25 protein-coding genes are annotated in these 23,421 nt (G+C 40.4%); 1 reads left to right on the top strand and 24 read right to left on the bottom strand.

What is annotated here, in order from left to right:
- Nucleotides 1-8: 8 nt before the first annotated feature.
- The 13 genes from truB to polA all read right to left on the bottom strand — a co-directional run bounded on the left by truB (nt 9) and on the right by polA (nt 12,465).
- Nucleotides 9-887, bottom strand: coding sequence for a tRNA pseudouridine(55) synthase TruB (gene truB / locus VER_RS03945; RefSeq protein WP_162099580.1), 879 nt, complete (start codon nt 885-887; stop codon nt 9-11).
- Nucleotides 887-1,825, bottom strand: coding sequence for a bifunctional oligoribonuclease/PAP phosphatase NrnA (locus tag VER_RS03940; protein ID WP_162099579.1), 939 nt, complete (start codon nt 1,823-1,825; stop codon nt 887-889). Before VER_RS03940 ends, truB begins: the two co-directional genes overlap by 1 nt.
- Nucleotides 1,809-2,177, bottom strand: coding sequence for a 30S ribosome-binding factor RbfA (gene rbfA / locus VER_RS03935; protein WP_162099578.1), 369 nt, complete (start codon nt 2,175-2,177; stop codon nt 1,809-1,811). Before rbfA ends, VER_RS03940 begins: the two co-directional genes overlap by 17 nt.
- A gap of 9 nt (nt 2,178-2,186) precedes the next feature.
- A complete protein-coding gene (gene infB / locus VER_RS03930) occupies nt 2,187-4,718 on the bottom strand; it encodes a translation initiation factor IF-2 (protein WP_162099577.1) in 2,532 nt (843 codons plus the stop codon).
- 16 nt (nt 4,719-4,734) lie between these two features.
- Entirely contained in the window at nt 4,735-5,040 is a 306-nt protein-coding gene (locus VER_RS03925) for a ribosomal L7Ae/L30e/S12e/Gadd45 family protein (RefSeq protein ID WP_162099576.1), read from the bottom strand.
- A gap of 8 nt (nt 5,041-5,048) precedes the next feature.
- Nucleotides 5,049-5,321, bottom strand: a complete 273-nt coding sequence (gene rnpM, locus VER_RS03920; RefSeq protein WP_162099575.1) for an RNase P modulator RnpM — start codon at nt 5,319-5,321, stop codon at nt 5,049-5,051.
- Complete coding sequence (gene nusA / locus VER_RS03915) at nt 5,321-6,412, bottom strand: transcription termination factor NusA (RefSeq protein ID WP_162099574.1); 1,092 nt, start codon at nt 6,410-6,412, stop codon at nt 5,321-5,323. Before nusA ends, rnpM begins: the two co-directional genes overlap by 1 nt.
- A 28-nt stretch (nt 6,413-6,440) precedes the next feature.
- Nucleotides 6,441-6,899: a ribosome maturation factor RimP gene (gene rimP, locus VER_RS03910; protein ID WP_162099573.1), complete on the bottom strand. Its 459-nt coding sequence runs from the start codon at nt 6,897-6,899 to the stop codon at nt 6,441-6,443.
- A 166-nt stretch (nt 6,900-7,065) separates the two neighbouring features.
- Nucleotides 7,066-7,728, bottom strand: coding sequence for a hypothetical protein (locus tag VER_RS03905; protein ID WP_162099572.1), 663 nt, complete (start codon nt 7,726-7,728; stop codon nt 7,066-7,068).
- A gap of 42 nt (nt 7,729-7,770) precedes the next feature.
- On the bottom strand, nt 7,771-8,337 hold the full coding sequence (locus VER_RS03900) for a lytic transglycosylase domain-containing protein (protein WP_162099571.1): 567 nt from the start codon (nt 8,335-8,337) through the stop codon (nt 7,771-7,773).
- On the bottom strand, nt 8,334-8,948 hold the full coding sequence (gene coaE, locus VER_RS03895) for a dephospho-CoA kinase (protein ID WP_162099570.1): 615 nt from the start codon (nt 8,946-8,948) through the stop codon (nt 8,334-8,336). Before coaE ends, VER_RS03900 begins: the two co-directional genes overlap by 4 nt.
- Before the next feature lie 29 nt (nt 8,949-8,977).
- Complete coding sequence (gene mutM / locus VER_RS03890) at nt 8,978-9,802, bottom strand: bifunctional DNA-formamidopyrimidine glycosylase/DNA-(apurinic or apyrimidinic site) lyase (RefSeq protein WP_162099569.1); 825 nt, start codon at nt 9,800-9,802, stop codon at nt 8,978-8,980.
- A gap of 14 nt (nt 9,803-9,816) precedes the next feature.
- Nucleotides 9,817-12,465 (bottom strand): DNA polymerase I, encoded by a 2,649-nt coding sequence (gene polA, locus VER_RS03885; protein ID WP_162099568.1) that lies wholly within the window; start codon nt 12,463-12,465, stop codon nt 9,817-9,819.
- 175 nt (nt 12,466-12,640) lie between these two features.
- Between polA and rpsT the strand changes: the two genes are divergently transcribed.
- On the top strand, nt 12,641-12,901 hold the full coding sequence (rpsT, locus tag VER_RS03880; RefSeq protein WP_115309547.1) for a 30S ribosomal protein S20: 261 nt from the start codon (nt 12,641-12,643) through the stop codon (nt 12,899-12,901).
- A 236-nt stretch (nt 12,902-13,137) separates the two neighbouring features.
- On the opposite strand, the gene VER_RS03875 is transcribed toward rpsT, so the two are convergent.
- From VER_RS03875 to VER_RS03825, 11 genes are all read right to left on the bottom strand, one after another.
- Nucleotides 13,138-14,316: a phosphopentomutase gene (locus VER_RS03875; RefSeq protein WP_162099567.1), complete on the bottom strand. Its 1,179-nt coding sequence runs from the start codon at nt 14,314-14,316 to the stop codon at nt 13,138-13,140.
- Nucleotides 14,317-14,413: 97 nt separating this feature from the next.
- The gene (locus tag VER_RS03870; protein ID WP_162099566.1) at nt 14,414-14,947 is read right to left on the bottom strand and encodes an NUDIX domain-containing protein; all 534 of its coding nucleotides are present in this window, start codon (nt 14,945-14,947) and stop codon (nt 14,414-14,416) included.
- Between the two features lie 206 nt (nt 14,948-15,153).
- The gene (gene dut / locus VER_RS03865) at nt 15,154-15,603 is read right to left on the bottom strand and encodes a dUTP diphosphatase (protein ID WP_162099565.1); all 450 of its coding nucleotides are present in this window, start codon (nt 15,601-15,603) and stop codon (nt 15,154-15,156) included.
- Between the two features lie 27 nt (nt 15,604-15,630).
- Nucleotides 15,631-17,700: a polyribonucleotide nucleotidyltransferase gene (locus VER_RS03860; RefSeq protein ID WP_162099564.1), complete on the bottom strand. Its 2,070-nt coding sequence runs from the start codon at nt 17,698-17,700 to the stop codon at nt 15,631-15,633.
- 213 nt (nt 17,701-17,913) lie between these two features.
- Nucleotides 17,914-18,180 (bottom strand): 30S ribosomal protein S15, encoded by a 267-nt coding sequence (gene rpsO, locus VER_RS03855; RefSeq protein WP_006556895.1) that lies wholly within the window; start codon nt 18,178-18,180, stop codon nt 17,914-17,916.
- 240 nt (nt 18,181-18,420) lie between these two features.
- Nucleotides 18,421-19,212 (bottom strand): ABC transporter ATP-binding protein, encoded by a 792-nt coding sequence (locus VER_RS03850; protein ID WP_162099563.1) that lies wholly within the window; start codon nt 19,210-19,212, stop codon nt 18,421-18,423.
- Between the two features lie 12 nt (nt 19,213-19,224).
- Complete coding sequence (locus VER_RS03845; RefSeq protein WP_162099562.1) at nt 19,225-20,094, bottom strand: ABC transporter permease; 870 nt, start codon at nt 20,092-20,094, stop codon at nt 19,225-19,227.
- 51 nt (nt 20,095-20,145) lie between these two features.
- The gene (locus VER_RS03840) at nt 20,146-21,126 is read right to left on the bottom strand and encodes an ABC transporter substrate-binding protein (RefSeq protein ID WP_162099561.1); all 981 of its coding nucleotides are present in this window, start codon (nt 21,124-21,126) and stop codon (nt 20,146-20,148) included.
- A 171-nt stretch (nt 21,127-21,297) separates the two neighbouring features.
- Nucleotides 21,298-21,666 (bottom strand): arsenate reductase family protein, encoded by a 369-nt coding sequence (locus VER_RS03835; protein WP_162099560.1) that lies wholly within the window; start codon nt 21,664-21,666, stop codon nt 21,298-21,300.
- A complete protein-coding gene (locus tag VER_RS03830) occupies nt 21,666-22,019 on the bottom strand; it encodes a hypothetical protein (protein WP_162099559.1) in 354 nt (117 codons plus the stop codon). Before VER_RS03830 ends, VER_RS03835 begins: the two co-directional genes overlap by 1 nt.
- The gene (locus VER_RS03825) at nt 22,019-23,416 is read right to left on the bottom strand and encodes an aminopeptidase (RefSeq protein ID WP_162099558.1); all 1,398 of its coding nucleotides are present in this window, start codon (nt 23,414-23,416) and stop codon (nt 22,019-22,021) included. Before VER_RS03825 ends, VER_RS03830 begins: the two co-directional genes overlap by 1 nt.
- Between the last annotated feature and the right edge of the window lie 5 nt (nt 23,417-23,421).

Below are 23,421 nucleotides of genomic sequence, written 5' to 3'. Positions count from 1 at the left end.
ATCAATTCCTATAAAAAAATATTTTTTGCTACTTTTAAGGTTTTAGGAGTACCTTCTAATACGCCAAAAAAGCCCTTATCACTATAGGCACAATACAATTGTTGTGGATGGCCCGTAAAGTTTAGCATCGCCTCATAAGGCCATTGTTTGCCTTGTTTCAAGGCTAATAAAGCCTCACTCGATACGGTGACCTTTGGCATATGGCTAAGAGCCGACTCCGTTGGCCCTACACAGGCCTCACCACGAAGCGCTAATTCTTCTGCCGTTATGGCCGTTTCAATACTATAAGGTCCTACTACCGTTCGTGCCAATTGAGTCATTGTCCCCGGAATGCCTATTTTAGCACTTATATCACGCAACAAGGCCCGAATATAAGTACCAGCTGAACAAGTTACGCGCACCGTAAAATATGGATAGGCATACGCTAATAATTGACACTCACTGATAGTAATCGTACGACTAGGTAAGGTAAATTCAATACCCTCACGAGCTAACTCATAAGCACGGCGCCCATTTATTTTTATGGCTGAATATATAGAAGGTTGTTGTTCCTGCTCCCCTACAAATGAATGTACCAGCTGTGCTAGCTCCTCCCAGGAAGGAATTTCCAATGGATGTACCTCTGTGCCCAATGGTGTCCCCGTACTATCTTCCGTATCAGTACCATAGCCTAAACGACACTCTGCCACATACGTTTTACTAACACAATCTGTATATTCAATAATCCGCGTAGCTTTACCTACGAAAATAGGCAATACCCCATAGGCCAACGGATCTAAAGTACCACTATGCCCAATGCGTCGCTCTTTTAGAATTCGCCGGCAAATACCGACCGCATCATGACTCGTAATACCAGGCGGTTTTAGAAAAGGAAATACGCCATCCATTAAGCAATCACCGCTAACAATTGCTCAATAGCACCATCAATATTAGCTTTAATCGTACAACCAGCAGCCTTCACATGACCGCCACCACCAAATTGATTAGCAATAGCATTCACATCAGTTACTTTAGCACGCAAACTAACACGCGTAGTATGGGCATCTACCGCTTTTAATAAAATAGCAATGTCCACAGTATCTACATTGCGGATTAAATCTACATACCCATCTGTATCATCGCCTACTTTAGCCATTAACGCTTCATCCAACGCAATAATAGCCACACGTCCCGCTTTGAAGAATTGAATGGTTTGTAACGCTTCCTTCATGACTTCGATTCTGGCTACCGTAGTTACTTCCACATGTTCCGACACAATGTTAGGCTCTGCGCCGTGAGCTACACAAAGAGCCCCCATACGCAAAGTCTGCTCTGTGGTGTTACTGAAACGGAAAAAACCACAGTCCGTAGCGATAGCCATATATAAAGCATTAGCCATAGTTTTTGTTATAGGCCAACTCCAACTATCACATAAATAGGCTAGAATTTCGCCAGTAGCAGCAAAGTCAGAACACAAATAAAGGCCATCCGCAAACTGACTATTAGAAATGTGATGATCAATATTATAAATAGGTGCTTTGCATAAAGCCCCTACTTCGCCAATTCGCTCAAACGTACTGGCATCCAATACTAATAACATATCAGCTTGCCAATCCCGAACATCAGCGACCTGTTTGATATGACTAACGGCCTCTAAAAAATTATATTTAGATGGCACAGTATCATCTACAACCATAGTTACATCCTTGCCCTGATGTATAAGGGCTTCATAAAAAGCCACCATAGAGCCAATAGCATCACCATCGGGATGAACATGCACGGTTAAGATAATACGATTAGCCTCATCTAATGCCGTCTTTAACTGCTCTTTAGTTATGACTGCCATGTTCTTCTTCATCCTTTTTAATATCATGTAACAAGGATTCGATGTGCATGCTGTAATCTAAGGATGTATCAGCATCAAAAGAAATTTCAGGAATGTAACGCAAACGCAATACTTTCCCTAATTCACTGCGCACATGGCCAGCTGCATGACGTAAAGCCTGTAACGACGCTTTCTTCTCTTCGTCTTTACCAAATAAGCTTACGTAAATGGTAGCTTGGCGCAAATCGCCAGTTACTTCTACATCAGTAACTGTAACAAAGCCGATACGTGGATCTTTAAGACCACGCATCAACATGCTACTCACTTCTTGCTTAATAAATTCTTGTAATTTACGTACACGTACGTCGCTCATAGACGCCTCCTAAATCTGTGGCGCAATTTCTTCCATCGTGAAGGCTTCGATTACGTCGCCTTCTTTAATATCACGGTAACGTTCAATGGAAATACCACATTCAAAACCACTCTTCACTTCTTTTACTTCATCTTTAAAGCGACGCAAGGAGTCTACTTGCCCTTCATGGACAACAACGCCATCACGAATTAAACGAATTTCTGATTTATTCGTAATTTTACCTTCTGTAATGTAAGAACCCGCTACGATAGCTTTTGGTGTAGAAATAACTTGGCGCACTTCGGCACGGCCAAGAATTACTTCTTTAAATTCTGGTGTTAACATACCACGCATAGCGTTTTCTACATCGTTAATAGCATCGTAAATAACTCGATACGTACGAAGGTCTACACTTTCTTTTTCAGCAGCTTTACGCACCACAGCATCTGGACGAACGTTAAAGCCAATGATAATTGCATTAGATGCAGACGCTAACATTACGTCAGATTCATTAATAGCCCCTACAGCCGCATGAACAATAACAATGCGTACTTCTGGGTTCTTAATAGCTTCTAAGGATTGGCGTAATGCTTCCACCGACCCTTGTACGTCAGCTTTAATAATAATATTTAAGTCTTTTAATTCACCTTGTTGAATTTGGTTGAAAATATCATCTAAAGTTACTTTATGGGTAGCCCCTAATTCAGCAATACGCTGTTTTTCCACACGTTTTTCTGCAATAGTACGTGCTTCGTTATCATCTACTGCATCCATGATTTCACCAGCTTGTGGCACGTCGGAAAGACCGAGTACTTCCACCGGCATGGAAGGACGAGCTACTTTTACTTTTTCGCCTCGTTCATTCGTCATGGCACGAACTTTACCATAAGCTACGCCAGCAATAATATTATCACCAACACGCAAGCTACCTTTTTGTACTAATACAGTACATACAGGGCCACGGCCTTTATCAAGTTTAGCTTCAATAACCACACCTTGGGCGTTACGGTTTGGATTAGCTTTTAATTCCATCACTTCCGCTACGAGCAAGATATTTTCTAATAAATCATCAATACCTTGACGCTGTTTAGCCGATACAGGGACCATAATAATATCGCCGCCCCATTCTTCAGGTAACAAACCATGTTCAGCTAATTGCTGTTTTACATGATCAGGGTTAGCGCCTGGTTTATCCATTTTATTAATGGCTACAATAATTGGCACATTAGCGGATTTAGCATGGTTAATCGCTTCGATAGTCTGAGGCATTACCCCATCATCAGCCGCTACTACTAAAACAGCAATATCGGTGGATTGAGCACCACGTAAACGCATAGCTGTGAAAGCTTCATGGCCTGGTGTATCCAAGAACGTAATCTTGTTACCTTTATAGCGTACCATATACGCCCCGATATGCTGCGTAATCCCGCCTGCTTCAGAAGCGGTTACATTGGTCTGACGAATAACGTCCAATAAAGAAGTTTTACCATGGTCAACATGCCCCATAATCGTTACTACTGGTGGACGTGGTTGTAAGCTTTCAGGGGAATCTTCGATTTCACGAATTTCTGTAGGATCCTCTTCTGGCGCTGCTTCCGAAACAGATACACCAAATTCTTCCGCTACAATAGCGGCTGTTTCAAAGTCAATTTCTTGGTTAATTGTCGCCATAACACCTAATAGCATAAGTTTTTTGATGATTTCACTCACTTCACGGCCCATAGTTTCAGCCAATTCTTTAACCGTTAAGGATTGGCCAATTTCAATGTGAGTAGCAATCATAGCTTCTGCTTTACGTTTTTCTTCTTCTTTGTGTTGACGATTTTGTTCATTACGTTGTTTTACGCGATTCTTGCTTTTTGCCAAAGAAGTAGATAATAACGATTGAGGACGATTACCATTGCGGTTCTTTTTATCCTTTTTATTGCGACGGTCATTGCCATTAGCATTGCCATCACGATTGTTACGAGCATCTTTATTATTGCGATTATCGCGGTTGTTTTTACGGTCATTACGATCATTGCGCTCATTACGGTCAGTGCGATCGTTATTGCGATTAGCTGACTCATTTTTCTTATCGCCCATACGATTGCTGTTGCGATCCTGGTTCTTATTGTCATGACGATTATCTTGGCGATTGTCTTGACGTTGCGCTGGTTTATTGCCACCTTTTTGATTGCGGTTATCCTGTTTAGACTCACCACTCTTATGACTTTGACCACTAGTTTTATGCGCTTCTGGTTTAGCCGCTTCGGTTTTATGAACCTCCGTTTTATGACTAGTCGCTTTATGGCCTTCTTGTTTCTTAGGCTGTTCCGTTGCTTTTGGGCCTACTTTGGCAGCGCCTTTAGCTTCTGTTTTTGGCGCGTCAGTCGCTTTTTTAGTGGCCTCAGCTACAGGGCTCGGTTTTTTGAAATGTTTTTCAACCAGTGCCACCCCAGCTTCATCTAAGCCACTAGCTGGCGTTTTAGACTCATAACCATTACGACTTAAAAAATCTATAATTCGTTTATTTTCTACATTTAGTTCTTTACTTAAATCACGTATTCTCTTTTTTGACATCTACATGCCCCCTTAATCAATTATCTATTTCCTTGAGCATTGCTTTGGCAAATCCCACATCATTGACGAGAACAATAGCTCGTTGTTCTTTTCCGATGGCTTGCCCTAATTCAGCTTTTGTTAAAACCTCTCGCAAAGGTACTTTATGTTGTTGGGCTAACCAATTATATTTTTCAGCATTATTTTTAGCACAATCTGATGCTAGTAAAGCCAACGGGATTTGTCCCCGTTTAATAGCCTTCTCCGCAACAAAATCACCAGATAATAATTTACCAGCTCGCTGTGCCATGCCGAGTAAATTTTTTACTTTTACAATATCCATAAGCTTATTTATTCCTCGTTAGGAAATAATTCAGCTCGAAGATTTTCATATATATCAGCCGAAACAGCTCGTTTCAAAGAACGCTCTAACCGCTTCGCCTTATACGCGGTTTCAAAGCATTCTGTCTTTGGCTCAATGTACGCCCCACGCCCAGCTGCTTTGCCAGAGCGGTCAATAGCAATGGCCCCTTCTGGTGATGCTACAATGCGCAACATATCTTTCTTATTCCGAAGTTCGCCACAACCTACACAAATACGCATTGGTGGTGCTTTCTTCTTCATTAAGCTTCACCATCCTCTTCAAGGAGGAATTCACTCGTGCTTTCACTTGGCTCTTCCGTATCCGCTTGAGTTTCACTCTTAATATCAATTTTCCAGTTTGTCAATTTCGCAGCTAAGCGCGCATTTTGACCAGCCTTACCAATAGCTAAGGATAACTGATAATCAGGCACTACTACGCGAGATGTTTTTTCTTCTTCGTCTACATCAACGGAAATAACTTTCGCTGGACTTAAGGAATTAGCAATGTAAACAGATGGATCTTCATCCCATTTAACAATGTCAATTTTTTCATCGTGCAATTCATCCACAATATTTTGAACACGCTGACCTTTAGGCCCTACACAAGCACCTACAGCATCAATGGTTTCATCACGAGATACTACAGCAATCTTAGAACGCATGCCTGGTTCACGAGCCACTGATTTTAATTCAATAACCCCTTCGTAAATCTCAGGTACTTCTAATTCAAATAAGCGTTTCAAAAGGCCTGGATGGGTACGGCTAATCATAATCTGAGGCCCTTTAGTAGTCTTCTTAACTTCTACAATGTAGCATTTAATGCGATCCCCAGCCTTATAAGTTTCCGTAGGAATTTGCTCCGCTGGTGGTAAAATAGCTTCCGTTTTACCTAAGTCTACAAACACATTGCGTCCTTCTACCCGCTGTACTAAACCAGTAATAATATCTCCTTCACGGCTGAAATATTCTTCGTACACAATGCTTCGTTCGGCTTCTTTTAAACGTTGAATTAGCATCTGCTTAGCTGTATGAGCAGCGCTACGGCCAAAGTTCTTAGGCGTTACATCAACTTCTACAATATCGCCTACTTCAAAGCGCATATCTTTCTGTTGTGCCTCAGCCAAAGCGATTTCTTTTTCAGGGTCTTCCACTTCAGCTACTACAGTTTTCTTTGCAAATACTTTATATTCACCAGTTTCACGATTTAATTCTACATATGCTTCTTGATTAGAGCCTGGCTCTTTGCGATAAGCCTGCAATAATGATGCCTCCAAGGACTCAAACACCACTTCTGGTGAAACACCCTTTTGTTTCGTTAACACCATAACTGCCTGTACTAATTCTTGACTCACTGATTATTCCTCCAATATCCTATTAGTTTTAAAATTCAAAATGTAAGCGAATCTGCGCAATGGCACTGCGCTCCAATGCTAGCGGTTCTTCACCGACCATAATGGTAATTGTCGTGTCTGTAAAACCGGCTAATGCGCCTGTATATTGTTTCTTACCATCCACTGGCTTAAACAGTTGTACATCAACGTCGGAGCCATTGTAGCGTATAAAGTCTTTATCTTTCTTAAGCACCCGATCCAGACCTGGAGAGGATACTTCTAACAAGTAATTCTCCTTAATTGGGTCTTTTGCATCTAATACTTCACTCAACTTCTCGCTAACCATCTGACAGTCATCAAGGTCAACTCCGCCTGGTTTATCTAAGTATACGCGTAAATACCAATCCCGTTCGCGGACGTATTCCACATCTACTAGCTCCATATCTGTATCTTCTACAATACCTTCCACAATAGAGGACACAAACTCTTCGACGGCTTCTCTTTTCATGGTCATCGCCTCCTTTAATATGATGTAACACTTGCTATCCATGGCTATGCGTATCACTTGCATAGGTTTTTACTATAAAGTAAAGAGTGAGCCAAGGCCCACTCTTCTAAAAAAGCTTATATCAAATCACGTATATTATATCATGAACACTGGAAAAACACAAATACTACAAACGATTTTCCAAGTCTTCTAGTACCTTTGTTAAATGCATGGTCAGTTTTTCTTCCAATTCAGGAATTGTCACCGCATCAAAGTCATGATTAATTTCTGGATAGTTATGACGACGCAATTCTACAAAGAATTCATCTCGTAACACATTGTAAAATAACAACAAACCAGAAGGATCCCCTACCTTGCAATATTCTGCAATAATAAACGAGCCATTAATCATGCATATACCATGACTAGGCGCAATATCACGGGTGAAAGTCCCTACCACTGGGGGTAATACTGCCTCATACACCCAATCGGCTAATCCTTTTTGTTTATAGGCATACGTAAACATATGCTGTGGCTCCACTAAACGATTTGTCATAGCTTCTACCGCACGTTCACGGAGGACTGCTTCATACTCCTCCCAAGTATTCCGTACAAAATTAATATCCACAAAGGAAAATAAAGGCATCACTACGTGAATGGTAAAATCATTTACTTCCTTATCATACACAGCTTCCCAGCGCCAGCCTAAATTATTCTCATAGTGAAAAAAACGAAAGCCCAAACCTTCCTCTTCCGCTATATCCACAACTAATTTAAAATCACCAATCGTTTCAGGAAGCCAAGAAAAATCATAAATTCTATTTTTACACTCTGCTATTATATCAGCCATGAAGGCAACGTCCTTTCTCTTCGTATGGTAACCGGTCGGCCATCATTCACGATTTACGGAATATAGTGATTCATAATGTTCTTGATTCTTCAACACTGTCGCTACGTACTCACGAGTTTCAGGAAAAGGAATCTCATCAATAGCATCAAAATCAGTAGTCCAACCATATTGGGTCATCCATTCTTCTACATGACCACGACCTGCATTGTAAGCTGCCAAGGCAAGCACCTTATTACCTTTAAATTCTTCCAGCAAATACGCCAAATACCAAGTACCTAATTTAATATTAGTAACTGGCTCTTTAATATCACTATCAGTTAACTTTGCTTCATTCATCTGTTCCGCAATCCAATGTGCTGTATCAGGCATGAGCTGCATCAACCCTAAAGCGCCAGGTGCTGATTGAGCATGTTCATTAAATTTACTCTCTGCCAATATGACCCCTGCCACTAAGGAATAAGGAACTTTATTTTCTTGTGCCGCCGCATAGACGATTTCACTATGTTCTAATGGATACGCATAAGTTCGCGCCAAATAGGGTTCTCCTACACAAAAGTAATACCAACCTAAAATAACGGCACACCAGGCTAGAAATGTAGAGCCTCTCATGAATCCTCCTTAGCAAATAAATGACCTTTCGCCTGCCATAGGGCCTCAAGCTGTACCATTAATTCTTCTAAGGTACCATTATTATCAATAATCACTTGACTATAGGCTTTCTTCTCGGCTAATGACATCTGACTGGCAATCCGGGCTTTCGCCTCTTCCTCGGTAAAGCCATTACGCACTTTTAATCTCGCTTCCTGCACAGCTGGTTCTAACGACACGAGCCACACTTCGTCCATTTCTTGATACCAATTAGTTTCAATCAATAAAGGTATATCATAAATAGCGGCCCCATAGCCGGCCTTTGCCAAGTCTAAGGCTAACTCATCAATACGTTCATGAATGTAGCGATGTAATATACCATTTAAAGCCTTTCGTTTGACTTCATCATTAAAGATAATAGCTCCTAATTTGGGCCGATCAAGGGTTCCATCAGCTTGTAAAATAGTATCACCAAAATAGCTTACTAATTCAGCTAAGCCCGCTGTACCAGGCGCCACCACTTCACGAGCTACTACATCAGCATCAATAATAGGGGCCCCTTTTTGAGCTAACCACTCTGAAACCGTACTTTTACCAGACGCAATACCGCCGGTTAATCCAATTTTATACATATAAACTCCTACTACCAAGTTTGTGTTTCTTATTTCTGGCAATGACCACAAAATACTGTATGACGGCCTCGTAAAGTCATATCCTGTAATGGTCGTTTACAATGCAAGCAAGGCTTGCCACCACGGCCATATACCAGCAAATAATCTTGATTCTGACCTTTACCGCCAGCGCCATTTTTATAATCTCTAAAGCTAGTGCCGCCCCGTTCTAAACTATGACGTAACACTTTTCGTAAAGACCGATGTAAGCGTTTCACTTCACTATCCGTTAAGGAATCCGCTGGCCTTGTAGGCAATACCTTAGCTAAAAATAAAGCTTCATCCGCATAAATATTGCCAATACCAGCTACATATTGTTGCCCTAAGAGAAATGGCTTAATAGGCATACTGCTACGCCGTGTTAACTCATATAGTTTACCACTCGTAAAGGCTTGACTCAAGGGCTCAACGCCCATATGTAAATAGGCCTTTAAATCAATGGCCTTTGGTGACTCAAACAAATACAAAGCCCCCAAAGTACGCACATCGCCATAAGCCAATAAAGTGCCATCAGTAAAATGAAATAAAATGCGGTCAAATCGCTCTACCTCAGCCTGTGGGCGATAAATCAAACGCCCTGTTAATTTCAAGTGAATAATAAGCTGTAAGGCTGTATGTTGAAACGTAATTACTAAATATTTGCCACGCCGTTTCACCGCTTCAATGGTCTGCCCTGTCACTAAGGTTTCAGCCAACTGAGCGGGGCAATTACGCCACATACGAGGTAATAAGGAATCTACCGATGCCACCGTCTTCCCTGCTACATGTTCATGAATATATCGTTTAATTAGTTCTACCTCTGGTAGTTCTGGCATCGTATCACCTACTTTTATTTCACATCCGCCCAATTAGTTGCACTATGAACATCTACAATCAATGGTACTTTTAATGCTACTACGCTATCCATAATCTCAGCCAGCAAAGCTTCTACCTTGGCTTCTTCTCCTTTTACTACTTCTAGTACCAATTCATCGTGTACCTGTAATAATAAACGGGAGGTTAACCGTTCTTGCTCTAATCGCTGCGCCACTTGATTCATAGCTAATTTAATAATATCCGCCGCACTCCCTTGAATCGGCGTATTCATAGCCGTCCGTTCAGCAAAAGAACGGCGATTAAAATTGCGACTATTAATATCTGGTAAGGCCCGTACACGCCCAAACATAGTGCGAACCATGCCTGTTTCATGAGCTTCGGCTACCATAGCATCCATATAAGCTTTAACTTTTGGATAACGACTAAAATACAATTCAATATAGTCTTTCGCTTCCCCACGTGTTATGCCTAAATCGCGGGATAATCCAAAATCACTAATACCATAGATAATACCAAAATTTACAGCCTTAGCATGGGAACGTTCCGTAGGCGTAACGTCCTCAATGGACTTACCTAATACTTCCGCAGCGGTGAAACGATGAATGTCTTCACCATCTAAAAAGGCTTTAATCAGCGCAGGATCTTCCGATAAATGGGCTAAAATACGCAATTCAATTTGAGAATAGTCCGCACTCACTAAGGTATCATATCCCTTACCAGGTAAGAATAAAGCGCGAATCTCACGGCCCTTTTCTGTGCGAACTGGAATATTTTGCAAATTAGGATCTGAACTACTCAAACGGCCCGTAGCAGTTACCATCTGATTGAAAGTACTATGGATACGTCCCGTTTTACTATCAATGAGTGGTTTTAACCCTTCTAAATAGGTAGAAATCAATTTAACAACGGTGCGATATTTTAAAATAAGTTCAATAATTGGATGTTCATTCCGCAATACGTCCAATACGTCCGCATTGGTAGAATAACCTGTTTTAGTCTTTTTAATGACTGGCAAATTAAGCTTTTCAAATAAAATAACACCTAGCTGTTTTGGTGAATTAATATTGAACTCTTCTCCTGCTTCTTTATAAATAGCATCACGCAATTCCGTTGCTTCTGTTTCAAAACGAGCTTGCGTAGTTTCTAAAGCATTTTTATCAATATAAATTCCATTCTTTTCCATGACTAATAAGGTGCGAATCAATGGTAATTCAATGGTTTTATATAAATCCCATAGACCATTATCAGTCAATACTTCGACCGCTACGGATTTCATAGCTAATAAAGCCTCTACGGTGGCTACAAATTCGGCATCATCGCCACTAGCGGGCACTACCGGCGAGCCAAAACGTTCACATAAGTAGGAAATCCCATAATTCGTGCGTGTTGGATCCGCTAAATAAGCCATCAGCGTTACATCCCACACTCTGGGTTCCTGATTTTCATCAAACAAGGCAAGTGGGCCTGGCGTCGATTCACCAGTTACTTCCATAAGCAGTTTAGCATCTTCCGTCACAATCCCCTTAGCTTCTTGTAACATAGTAGCTACTAAAGACTGAGTGTCTTTATCATCACCTACAAGCTTTGCCACTGCGTCACCATTACTTACATAAGCAGTAGCTATCGTGCGGAACGGATGAGAACCGGCAGGCATTATGTGGAAAGCTAACACTTTATTAGTATAAAATTCTGCCGTCACAGCTTCACTACTTAAAGTCGTTACCGCTACTTTCGTTTCCGTCGGCGATTCAGCAAAAGCAGCAAACAAAGATTCACTATCTGTCGGTGCAGGCGCTGTAAGGCCCATAGCTTTAATAAGCCGCGGTGTTACATTGTGAAAACCTAAGCAATCAAAAAGTGGCACAATTTCTGTTTCATGAGCATTAGTAACGAAATCTTCTAACGTATAGGCTAAATCCATATCCGTTTTAATTGTCGCTAATGTACGAGATAAAAAGGCCAGCTCTTTATTATCTGCTAACTTTTCTTTAAGTTTGCCTTTAATGGCCTCAATATTTTCGTATACCCCTTCTAAAGTGCCGTATTCAGAAAGCAATTTAAGAGCTGTCTTTTCACCCACCCCAGGTACACCTGGAATATTATCTGAGCTATCCCCCATGAGTGCCTTCATATCAATCACTTGATCAGGTCCATAACCATATTCATCGGCCATTGTATTAGGACGCACTTCAAGCATATCACTAATGCCTTTTTTAGTTAAAAACACTGTACTATATTCGTCCACTAGTTGCAAGCTATCGCGGTCACCGGTAATAATATAAACGGCTGTATCCTTATTGCCTAGTTTTTTACTTAAAGAACCAATAATATCGTCCCCTTCATAGCCTTCCTGTTCAATAACGGAAATACCAAGTGCTTCTAATACTTCACGAATAAGACCAAATTGAGGGCGTAAATCATCTGGCGCATTAGGTCGATTGCCTTTATAATCAGCATATAATTCAGTACGGAACGTTTCTTTTCCCTTATCAAAAGCAACTGCCACATAATCAGGATGCAAATCATTATATAATTTTACCAGCATGGTTAAAAAGCCATACACCGCATTGGTAGGTACACCTAGGGCATTACTAAGGGGTGGCAACGCAAAAAAAGCACGGTATAATAGGCTGCTACCATCTATAATCATCAATTTTTTCATAAAACACCTCACTGGTTAAGAACTATAATTCCTGTAATCTTGACTGTCTAATATATCTTAAACTATTATATCACAAATATATAACAAAACTAATCCTTCAAAGGTATTGCACAACCATACGCTCTATGCTATAATTATTCAGGTATATTATTGTAATCATAAGGAGGTGACTCAATTGCCAAATATCAAATCCAGTATTAGAAGCGTAAAAACAGACGCTGAACGTCGTGCGAAAAACTCCGCTGTGAAATCTCAAATTCGTACAGCTACACGCAAAACGGTTGAAGCTGTAGAAGCTGGCGCAGTAGAAGATGCTAAGAAAGCACTTGTTCAAGCTACTAGCGTAATTGATAAAGCAGCCTCCAAAGGCGTTCTTCATAAAAACACAGCAGCTCGTAAAAAATCCAACTTGGCTGCTAAAGTGAATGCTTTATAATTCTAAGGCACTAAAAGCGTTGTAACTTAGTTACGGCGCTTTTTTTATGCCCTTTAATTGAACATACCAAAAGGAACGGCTCTTAAGTAATCCCTTAAAAGCCGTTCCTTTTTATTTTTGTTGTTTTCTTTTATCGCAAGCGTATTACGTATATCCCAAACATAAGGGTATAGGAGAAAACATATCGCTTCTATCTCCATTATATGTCTTGCAACTCGACGAATTTTCTGTTTTCCCTACGACTTCGCTTGCGCAATATAATCTAAAAAGCTCGTTCCCACATCCCCCACAAGACCAAAGTTAGCCAACATAGTCTGACCTACATCCGCAAATGTAGAGCGATCACCTAAGGCAATAGGATTCGTTAAGCCCTTCCAATAGCCCAAGAGGGGCACTAATTCACGAGTGTGATCCGTGCCTGTCCAAGTAGGATCATTCCCATGATCAGCAGTGATTAAGAGCAAATCGTCCGCTTCTAATAGATCTAAGAAACCACCTAATTGGTAATCAAAATCCTCTAAGGCTCGTTTATAACCAGCTACATTACGACGATGACCGTAAAGACTATCAAATTCAACTAAATTAATCATCATGAGACCCTCTTTAAATTGGCCCCCTAGAAGTCGCGCAGCCTCATTCATACCATGGGCATTTGATTTTGTGGGATACGACTCGCTAATCCCTACCTTAGCATAAATATCACCAATTTTACCAACCCCAATGGTTTGTAAATTATGTTGTTGTAATATTTCCCAATACAACGTTTTCTCTGGCATACGACTATAATCATGACGATTAGAGGTTCTTTTAAAATGTCCTAACTCACCTACAAAAGGACGAGCAATAATACGGCCTACATAATAATCGCCAATACAAACTTTCTCACGAGTAATTTTACATATACGATATAATTCATCCAAAGGAATCACATCTTCGTGCGCGGCGATTTGAAAAACTGAATCAGCGGACGTATACACAATAGGCTTGCCCGTTTTTAAATGCTCCGCCCCTAATCGCTCGATAATCTCTGTGCCTGACGCCACCTCATTACCTAAATAGCCATAGCCTGTTTCGCGCGTAAAGGCCTCCATCACCTCTTGTGGAAAGCCTTCATAAAAAGTAGGAAACGGCACATCTACGGGATGACCTAATAACTCCCAATGACCACTAGTCGTGTCCTTGCCCTTACTGATTTCATGAAGGCGGCCAAATAGACCAGTCACTGCCTCCTCATCACGCTGAATATCGGCAATCTGGGCCAACCCTAAACGTTTCAAAGTAGGACAACGTAAAGTGCCCCCTACCGCTTCTATATGGCCAATCGTATTGGCCCCTTCATCACCAAATAGACCCGCATCGGTAGCATGACCAATACCCACACTATCCATCACAATTAAAATAATTCGTTTAAACATACAAGGCCTCAATTTCTACATAGCATCACGGAGAGCTGCCCTCCTGATACCTGTTTACTCGTTGTAATACTATATGTAACTATTAGTTAGCTTCTCATTATTTAAGATAGGGCATAGCTAATGCTAAGGCAGCTAATGTTTTACCATCTTTAATTTCTTCCTTACGAATGGCTGCCATCAATTCGTCAAAGGTGTAATACTCTAACTCTACATATTCATCATCATCCCAATGAGTTTGTCCTTTGCTAAGGCCTTTCGCTACATACAGATGAATCACTTCGTTACAAAAACCAGGGCTAGTAGCAATAGCACCTAGGGAAATCCATTCCTCTGCTTTATATCCAGTTTCTTCCTCTAGTTCTCGTTTAGCACAAGTCAAAGGATCTTCACCAGCATCTAGTTTACCAGCGGGAATTTCCAATAAACCACGATCTAAGGCATACCGGAATTGTCGTTCCATTACAATACGCCCTTGTTCGTCAATAACGACGATGGCACTAGCTCCTGGATGGTGTACTACTTCGCGCCACGCATCTTTACCATTCACATCAGCAATATCAAAAGTCACTTTAATTAAACGACCATCAAATTTCATTTCTGAAGATAGTTGTTTTTCTCTATGAAGGCTCATCGTTTATCTCCTATATAATCCTACGAATATAATACTACTAATCTCTAATTATTGTATCATACTCAACCTAAAGGTAAAGGTTCAATCTAAAAAAGAAAATACTCCACCCAGCAATCCATAGTTCTACCCCTAACCTACTATCTATATTAATCGATAGTAGGTTAGCCTTATGAGAACTATATCAGCTTGTGGAGTATTCTTTAGCGTCAATTATTACCAGTGCTACCAATGCCACCTGTACGAATACCAGTTGCATCATCATCAGTGGTGATTAAATATTTAGAGAAAATACCTTGAGCCACTCGTTCGCCTTTTTCAAGACTCACTGCCTCTTGCCCCATGTTAATAAGAGCAATTAAAATATGGCCTTCATTTTCTTCATTATTATAGTAATCACTATCAATAATCCCAGTACTGTTTACTAGCATGAGATGCCGCTTAATGGCCATACTTGAACGAATATGAATCGCCAAGTATTCATCATAATTCATAAAGGCCTTAAGACCAGTAGCAACTAACTTCATTTCACCGGGGTTAATTGTCACTGCCTCAGCACATTCAATATCATACCCTGCACTTTCCGTTGTTTTGCGTCTAGGTAATGCAATGTCTTTATCTTCATACTGCGAGACAACTTCAAATCCACGTATATCCATCTAACGACTCCTCTTTCAATCGGTAGTTTATTTTAAACAATCTTTGCGAGACAAATTAATGCGGCCTTGTTTATCAATTTCGATAACTTTAACCATAATTTCGTCGCCTACATTCACTACATCTTCAACGTTTTCAACACGTTCTTTAGCTAATTTGGAAATATGTACTAACCCTTCTTTACCAGGTAATACTTCAACAAAAGCACCGAAATTCATAAGACGAGTTACTTTACCAAGATATACTTCGCCCACTTCTACTTCTTTTGTTAAATTAGTAATGATTTCAATCGCTTTATTAGCTGATGCTTCTTCTACAGCGGAGATGAAAATAGTGCCATCATCTTCAATATCGATTTTAGCCCCTGTTTCATCAATAATACCACGAATTACTTTACCGCCTTGACCAATTACATCACGAATTTTGTCAGGGTCAATATTCATAGTAATAATACGTGGTGCCCATGGGGACATATTATCCCGTGGGGCTTCGATAACAGCTAACATTTTTCCCATAATGTGCATACGGCCTTTATGAGCTTGTTCCAAAGCTTCTTTTAAAATTTCACGCGATAAACCGGAGATTTTAATATCCATCTGGATAGCCGTAACCCCTTTAGCAGTGCCAGCTACTTTGAAGTCCATATCGCCAAGGGCATCTTCCATGCCTTGAATATCTGTTAAAATCGTATAATGTTCACCTTGTGTTACAAGGCCCATTGCAATACCAGCTACAGGTGCTTTAATAGGTACCCCTGCATCCATTAAGGACAAGGTACTGCCACATACGGAAGCCATGGAGCTAGAACCATTGGATTCTAATACTTCAGATACTAAACGCATAGCATATGGGAACTCTTCTTCCGTTGGTAACACGGCTAATAAAGCGCGTTCAGCTAACGCACCATGACCAATTTCACGGCGTCCTGGACCACGGGAGGAACGAGCTTCCCCTACGGAATAGGATGGGAAATTATAATGGTGAATATAACGTTTTTCTGTTTCAATACCAATACCATCAATAGTCTGTTTTTCAGACAATGGCGCTAAGGTACAAATATTAAGTACTTGTGTTTGACCACGAGTGAATAAACCAGATCCATGGGTACGAGGCAATACGCCTACACGCACACTAATAGGACGTACTTCATCTAACTGACGGCCATCAGGACGAATTTTTTCTACCGTAATCATATGACGTACGATCTCTTTCGTCATTTTTTCAAGAGCCATAGAAACATCATCCATATTATCTGGATAAATCTCTTCAAAATGAGCTTTCGTATCAGCATATACTTCATCTTGTTGAGCATCGCGCTGTTGTTTATCCGCACAACGAACAGCTTTATCCAACGCATCATGAGCATATTCTTTAACAGCTGCTAAAATTTCTTCGTTAAGCGCATGGGTCGGCAATACACGTTTTTCTTTGCCTGCTATAGCAACCATTTCTTCTTGGAACGCTACGATGCGTTTAATTTCTTCATGGGCTGTCATAATAGCATCTAATAATACATCTTCCGCTACTTCTTGAGCGCCACCTTCAACCATTAAAATAGCATCTTTAGTACCCGCTACTACTACATTTAAATCACTAGCAGCTAATTGTGCTACCGTTGGGTTAATCACAAAAGTACCACCAACACGGCCAATGCGTACCCCAGCAATTGGGCCAGCCCACGGAATATCAGAAAGAGCTAAGGCTGCGGACGCACCAATCATACCACAAATTTCAGGGGCATTATCTTGGTCTACAGATAATACAGTAGCACATACATGTACATCATTACGGCAACCTTTATCAAATAATGGGCGAATCGGACGGTCAATCAAACGACTATGAAGAATCGCCGTTTCTGGCGGACGTCCTTCACGTTTCACAAAGCCACCAGGAATACGTCCTACAGCATACATTTTTTCTTCATAGTCTACCGTTAATGGGAAGAAGTCAATATCTTTGGCTTCTTTAGATGCCGTAGCAGTGACTAACACCACTGTATCACCATAACGTACTAAGGCAGCACCGCCTGCTTGTTTTGCAAGTTCCCCTGTTTCAATTATAAGGGTACGACCTGCAAGGTCCATTTGGAATTGTTCCATTCCGATTCCTCCTCTGAATCACTCTTCTACAATTTTTACATTCTATCTTATTGTAAAGGATTATAGGATAAAATAAAAGTCTTTTTCACGCTTTTTATAGCAATGAACCAATTATTTTCTCTTTTTCGTATAAAAAATAAATATCCTAGTAACTATAAGCAAGTCATAGTACATACAAAAAAAGCGGCCAAGGCCGCTTTTTCTATACGTAAATTATTTACGTAAGTTTAATTTTTCAAGAATTGCACGGTAACGTTCAATGTCTTTACGACGAAGGTAGTCAAGCATGTTACGACGTTGACCAACTAATTTCAAAAGACCACGACGGGAATGATGATCTTTTTTGTGTTCCTTCAAATGTTCAGTAAGGTATACAATGCGGTTAGTTAAAATCGCGATTTGTACTTCTGGAGACCCAGTGTCGCCTTCATGAACAGCAAATTCTTTGATGATAGCTTGTTTAGCTTCTGTAGTTAACATTTCGTTTCCTCCTAATATAAAAACCTCGCTAAGCCAAAGTAAACGTTGGAGATTCGTATACTTCGCTTGCGTTATAGTGCTCTTCGCACCTCAATCAGTATACTATATAGACTAGTACTTGTAAAGGATTACTTGAATATAATTCTACTACTTGAATATAATTCTACGATCCTCTTTAACTGCTAATCCCCACTTGAATCTAATTCAAGTATTCTATCGACTATCCTATGAAGTATCCTATTAAGAGCCTAATACCATGCGGTCACTCACTGCATCGCCGGCCACTTCAAAGCGCTCTAATAAATCCTGGACAGTCAGTTTCTTTTTATCTTCACCACGAACATCAAAGATAATACGACCATTATTCATCATAATCAAACGATTGCCAAAGCGCAAGGCATCGCGCATATTATGGGTAATCATAAGCGTTGTTAAATTATGTTCCTGCACTAACTTATCGGTAAGATTTAACACATTTTCAGCTGTTTTAGGATCAAGCGCTGCGGTGTGTTCATCTAAGAGCAATAATTCAGGCCGTAACATAGTAGCCATTAACAAGGTAATAGACTGCCGTTGTCCCCCACTTAAAAGCCCCATACGAGCCGTTAAGCGGTCTTCTAGACCTAAGCCTAACAAAGATAAACGCTCTCTAAATAATTCTCGTTCTTTAGGTACAAAGGCCCATTTTAAGCCCATGCGCTTACCCCGTCGCAAAGCTAATAATAAATTTTCTTCAATCTGCATATTACCAGCTGTACCTAGCATAGGGTCTTGGAAAACACGTCCTATAAAAGCTGCTCGTTTATACTCTGGCATTTTGGTTATATCAGTATCATTAATATGAATGGAACCAGAGTCGACAGGAAATACACCAGCAATGGAATTTAATAAGGTACTTTTACCAGCCCCATTACCACCAATAACAGTGGCAAAGTCGCCAGATTCTAAGCGCAAGTCTACACCATGAAGGGCTACTTTTTCATTAACCGTACCTTTAAAGAATGTTTTTACAATTTGTTTCACTTCTAACATAGGTACCCCTCCTTAACGACTCTGCCATTTTGCCTTTAACGTTGGTAACGATAAAGCAATAGCAACTAATACCGCAGTAAATAATTTTAAGTCATTTGGTGGCATACCTAAGTATAATACAACGGCAATAACAATGCGGTATACTACGGAACCTAATACTACGGCTACTAAATTTTGCACAAAGGATTTAGTGCCAAAGAGCACTTCCCCAATAATAACGGAAGCGAGGCCAATTACGATTGTACCAACCCCCATACCGACATCTGCATAACCATTGCCCTGTGCCACAAGAGCACCAGCTACAGCCACAAAGGCATTCGATAATAACAGCCCAAGTACAATCATAGTATCTGTATTAACGCCTTGGGCGCGAATCATCTGTGGATTGACCCCCGTAGCACGAATGGCGGCACCAATTTCCGTGCCGAAGAACCAAAATAAAAAGATACCCGTAATGATGGCTACTAATAGCCCTACTAAAGCTAATGCCCAAGTAGCAGGAATATTCATAGCTTCAAAATAAGTATAAATCGTATTCATGCGCAACAAGGATACATTCGCTTTCCCCATGACATGAAGATTCACCGAATAAAGGGCAATCATGGTCAAAATCCCGGCTAATAAAGCAGGAATCTTTAATTTTGTATGAACCCAGCCCGTCACTACACCGGCTAGCATACCGCCAACAGCAGCTGCCACAATAGATACAACTGGATTTACACCAGCTACAATTAAGGTAACAGAAATAGCCGCCCCTAAAGGGAAACTTCCTTCCACAGTTAGATCGGCAATATCAAGAACTCTAAATGTAATAAATACACCGATAGCCAACAAGGACCACAATAAGCCCTGTCCTAAGGTTGAAATAATAAGGTTTTCCATACGTTCCTCCATCAATAAAAAGAAAAAGGCCGAAGCCCTTTTCTTTTTGAATTATTTACTTGCTTCCTGCAACACATCAGCAGGAATGGTAATACCAAGACGTTTTGCTACGTCCTCGTTAATAACAAGTTTAAACTCTTTCTGGCTTTCAATTGGCATATCACTTACTTTAGCTTCGCCTGATAAGATTTTAGCCCCCATTAAACCAGCTTGGAATCCTAATTGGTAGTAATCAACCGAGTAGGTTGCAAGACCACCAATTTTAACAATATTATCTTCACCTGGGAATACAGGAATTTTAGCTTCATCTGTGATTTTTACTAAATTAGGCATAGCCGAAGCTACTACATTATCTGTTGGCATGTAAATAGCTTGTACCCCTTGTGAAACAAGGTTCTGAGCAGCTTGTTGAATATCATTCACATTCTGTACAGTCGCTTCTACTACTTCTAGGCCTTTTTCCTTAGCATGCGCTTTCATCCGCGCGGCTTGTAATTGTGAGTTTACTTCACTAGCACTGTAAATTAAGCCTACCTTTTTCGCATTTGGTAAAATGCGAGTAATCAAATCCACCTGTTTTTCCACAGGATTCATATCCGTAGTACCACTTACATTTGTACCAGGTTTTTCATTGCTATTTACTAATTTAGCTTGGACATAATCGGTAATAGCCGTACCTAAAATAGGAATGTCTTTCGTTGCATTAGCCATAGCTTGTGCCGATGGTGTTGCAATCGCTAAGACTAAATCTTCTTTATCCGATACAAAGCGTTGAGCAATACTATTTAAGTTTGATTGATCAGCTTGTGCATTTTGCTGGTCAATTTTTACATTGTCTTTAAAGCCTTTAGAAGCCAAACCATCAACAAACCCTTTATTGGCCGCATCTAACGCAGGATGTTCCACCAACTGGATAACCCCTACTTTGTATGTCTTATCAGCACCACTACCATTGTCACTACCGCAGCCACTAAGCAAACCAACAGCCATCAAAGCTGTGGCAGCAGCTACTACTACACGTTTTTTCCACATATAAAATGCTCCCTTCTACCATACTACATGTATCCACCTACACGGGATATTGCATTTATTATAGCTTGTTTCCTATTCTATTTCAATAGGAAATACAAGTAAATTTCACATTTTTACCATGACCAATTTAGATATGAATAATCATTTATAGCACTATTTCTAACATGACTACTATTTCAAATAGCCGTTACGACGCAAAGCTTCATCCCACTCCGCTTCTTTAAACCCTACTAATACGGTATCCTCCAACACTAAAATAGGTCGTTTTACGAGCATACCATTAGTCGCCAAAAGCGCCAATTTCTCATCCTCACTCATAGCCGGCAAACGGTCCTTAATGTTCTCACTACGATAGACTTGTCCTGACGTATTGAAAAAAGCTTTTACCGCTTTACCACTTTTAGGTTGCCATAGCCCTAATTCAGCAGCGGTAGGATTTTCTTCTTTAATATTGCGCGCGGTAAACTCAATGTGATGACTTTCCAAATATTTCTTAGCCCGTTTACAAGTTGTACACGTAGGATATTCTACAAATAACATTAGTTGAGCACCTCCTTCATTACTTCTTGAATGCTTTCTAAGGTAAAGCCATTAGCAGCCAATACATATTCTTCTAGCTTGCCACGCTCGATTGCTACCTTCATAACAGGAATTTCAAAAGGATCCAGTAAAACGGATAGCAACACTTCGCCCGTTTTAAAATAACCGACCACCCCTTGCCCTTCTTCAGGATCTAAGGTTTCTCGTTTTACTTCTTTACAATATTTAGCCATAACCGCTTCCGCTGCTGTAGCACATTCTTCACGGTCTTTTAAATATTGCTGTGCTTTATCTTCTTCAATATCAAAGATGTCAATTCGCACAGTCCGTTTTTCTTTATTCGCTTCCGTCATTATAGGCTCGCTTCCTCTCCTGCTGCTTGTAAAAAGGCTACATAACATTTTTTAGCTTCATACACATCCGCTTTACTCGTTACTTCCCAAGGAGCATGCATGCTTAATACGGCTACACCACAGTCAATTACATTCATGCCATAAAGGGCCATAATGTACGCAATCGTACCGCCGCCACCAAGGTCAACTTTACCAAGTTCTGCTGTTTGGAAATTAACTTGATTATCATCCATAATGCGACGAATAAAGCCCATGTATTCCGCATTCGCATCATTAGAACCATATTTACCGCGAGCTCCAGTAAATTTGTTGAAAACAACCCCCTTGCCTAAGAAAGCTGCATTTTTCGCTTCAAAAGCAGAGGCATATAAAGGATCATACCCAGCACTTACGTCAGAAGATAACATACGACTCCGTTCCAAAGTACGACGCACTGCTAATGGTGAATTATGACCAGCCATAGCCAATAATTCAGCCACTACATTTTCAAACCAACGAGATTGCATACCCGTGGCCCCAACAGAACCTATTTCTTCTTTATCTACTAATAAGGTACAAGTTGTACGCGTCACTTTCTCTACTTCCAACATGGCTGCTAAGGAAGTATAAGCACATACTCGATCATCTTGACCGTAGGCTAAAATCATGCTGCGGTCAAAGCCCATTTCACGGGCACGCCCAGCTGGAACAATTTCAAGTTCAGCAGACAATAAATCCTCTTCAGTGAAGCCATATTCCTTTTCAAAAATATCGCTTAAGAATTTAGTTACTCCCTCTTTTAATTCCCCTTTAACAGGTTGACTACCAATGAGTAAGTCTAAATTTTCACCTTCAATGACTTTATTAGCCTTTTTCTCCATCTGTTCTTGTCCTAAATGAGGTAACAAGTCCGTAATGCAGAATACAGGATCACTGTCTTTTTCACCAATAGCCAATGGAATAACCGTGCCATCTTTTTTTACTACTACCCCATGCAAAGCAAGTGGCATAGCTACCCAATGATATTTTTTAATACCACCATAATAATGAGTATCAAAAAAAGCTAAATTACTATCTTCATAAAATGGATTTTGTTTAACATCTAAGCGAGGTGAATCAATGTGAGCCCCTAAAATATTGAAACCTTGCTCTAAGGATTCATTACCAATATTAAAGAGAGCAATAATTTTTTTCATATGAACTGCATATACTTTGTCGCCCGCTTTAATAGGTTGACCCGCTTTTTGCAACTCTTTTAAATTTTTATAGCCCTTCGCTTCAGCTTGACGAATTGTTTCATCAATACATTCTCGTTCCGTTTTCCCAATATCTAGAAAACGCATGTAATCCTGACACAACGCTTCCATTGCCTGTGTATCAGCTTCACTATATTCATGCCATGCATATTTGCGTTCCATATTAT

The sequence above is a fragment of the Veillonella sp. R32 genome (genome assembly GCF_010093125.1).
GTDB lineage: Bacteria > Bacillota > Negativicutes > Veillonellales > Veillonellaceae > Veillonella_A.
The sequence above is the reverse complement of the archived record's forward strand: the minus strand, read 5'-3'. Positions and strand labels throughout refer to the sequence as shown.

Excerpts from the sequence above, each read along its gene's own strand:
- truB (WP_162099580.1), bottom strand. The coding sequence starts at position 887 with ATGGATGGCGTATTTCCTTTTCTAAAACCGCCTGGTATTACGAGTCAT.
- VER_RS03940 (WP_162099579.1), bottom strand. The coding sequence starts at position 1,825 with ATGGCAGTCATAACTAAAGAGCAGTTAAAGACGGCATTAGATGAGGCT.
- rbfA (WP_162099578.1), bottom strand. The coding sequence starts at position 2,177 with ATGAGCGACGTACGTGTACGTAAATTACAAGAATTTATTAAGCAAGAA.
- infB (WP_162099577.1), bottom strand. The coding sequence starts at position 4,718 with ATGTCAAAAAAGAGAATACGTGATTTAAGTAAAGAACTAAATGTAGAA.
- VER_RS03925 (WP_162099576.1), bottom strand. The coding sequence starts at position 5,040 with ATGGATATTGTAAAAGTAAAAAATTTACTCGGCATGGCACAGCGAGCT.
- rnpM (WP_162099575.1), bottom strand. The coding sequence starts at position 5,321 with ATGAAGAAGAAAGCACCACCAATGCGTATTTGTGTAGGTTGTGGCGAA.
- rimP (WP_162099573.1), bottom strand. The coding sequence starts at position 6,899 with ATGAAAAGAGAAGCCGTCGAAGAGTTTGTGTCCTCTATTGTGGAAGGT.
- VER_RS03905 (WP_162099572.1), bottom strand. The coding sequence starts at position 7,728 with ATGGCTGATATAATAGCAGAGTGTAAAAATAGAATTTATGATTTTTCT.
- VER_RS03900 (WP_162099571.1), bottom strand. The coding sequence starts at position 8,337 with ATGAGAGGCTCTACATTTCTAGCCTGGTGTGCCGTTATTTTAGGTTGG.
- coaE (WP_162099570.1), bottom strand. The coding sequence starts at position 8,948 with ATGTATAAAATTGGATTAACCGGCGGTATTGCGTCTGGTAAAAGTACG.
- mutM (WP_162099569.1), bottom strand. The coding sequence starts at position 9,802 with ATGCCAGAACTACCAGAGGTAGAACTAATTAAACGATATATTCATGAA.
- polA (WP_162099568.1), bottom strand. The coding sequence starts at position 12,465 with ATGAAAAAATTGATGATTATAGATGGTAGCAGCCTATTATACCGTGCT.
- VER_RS03875 (WP_162099567.1), bottom strand. The coding sequence starts at position 14,316 with ATGTTTAAACGAATTATTTTAATTGTGATGGATAGTGTGGGTATTGGT.
- VER_RS03870 (WP_162099566.1), bottom strand. The coding sequence starts at position 14,947 with ATGAGCCTTCATAGAGAAAAACAACTATCTTCAGAAATGAAATTTGAT.
- dut (WP_162099565.1), bottom strand. The coding sequence starts at position 15,603 with ATGGATATACGTGGATTTGAAGTTGTCTCGCAGTATGAAGATAAAGAC.
- VER_RS03860 (WP_162099564.1), bottom strand. The coding sequence starts at position 17,700 with ATGGAACAATTCCAAATGGACCTTGCAGGTCGTACCCTTATAATTGAA.
- rpsO (WP_006556895.1), bottom strand. The coding sequence starts at position 18,180 with ATGTTAACTACAGAAGCTAAACAAGCTATCATCAAAGAATTTGCTGTT.
- VER_RS03850 (WP_162099563.1), bottom strand. The coding sequence starts at position 19,212 with ATGTTAGAAGTGAAACAAATTGTAAAAACATTCTTTAAAGGTACGGTT.
- VER_RS03845 (WP_162099562.1), bottom strand. The coding sequence starts at position 20,094 with ATGGAAAACCTTATTATTTCAACCTTAGGACAGGGCTTATTGTGGTCC.
- VER_RS03840 (WP_162099561.1), bottom strand. The coding sequence starts at position 21,126 with ATGTGGAAAAAACGTGTAGTAGTAGCTGCTGCCACAGCTTTGATGGCT.
- VER_RS03835 (WP_162099560.1), bottom strand. The coding sequence starts at position 21,666 with ATGTTATTTGTAGAATATCCTACGTGTACAACTTGTAAACGGGCTAAG.
- VER_RS03830 (WP_162099559.1), bottom strand. The coding sequence starts at position 22,019 with ATGACGGAAGCGAATAAAGAAAAACGGACTGTGCGAATTGACATCTTT.
- VER_RS03825 (WP_162099558.1), bottom strand. The coding sequence starts at position 23,416 with ATGGAACGCAAATATGCATGGCATGAATATAGTGAAGCTGATACACAG.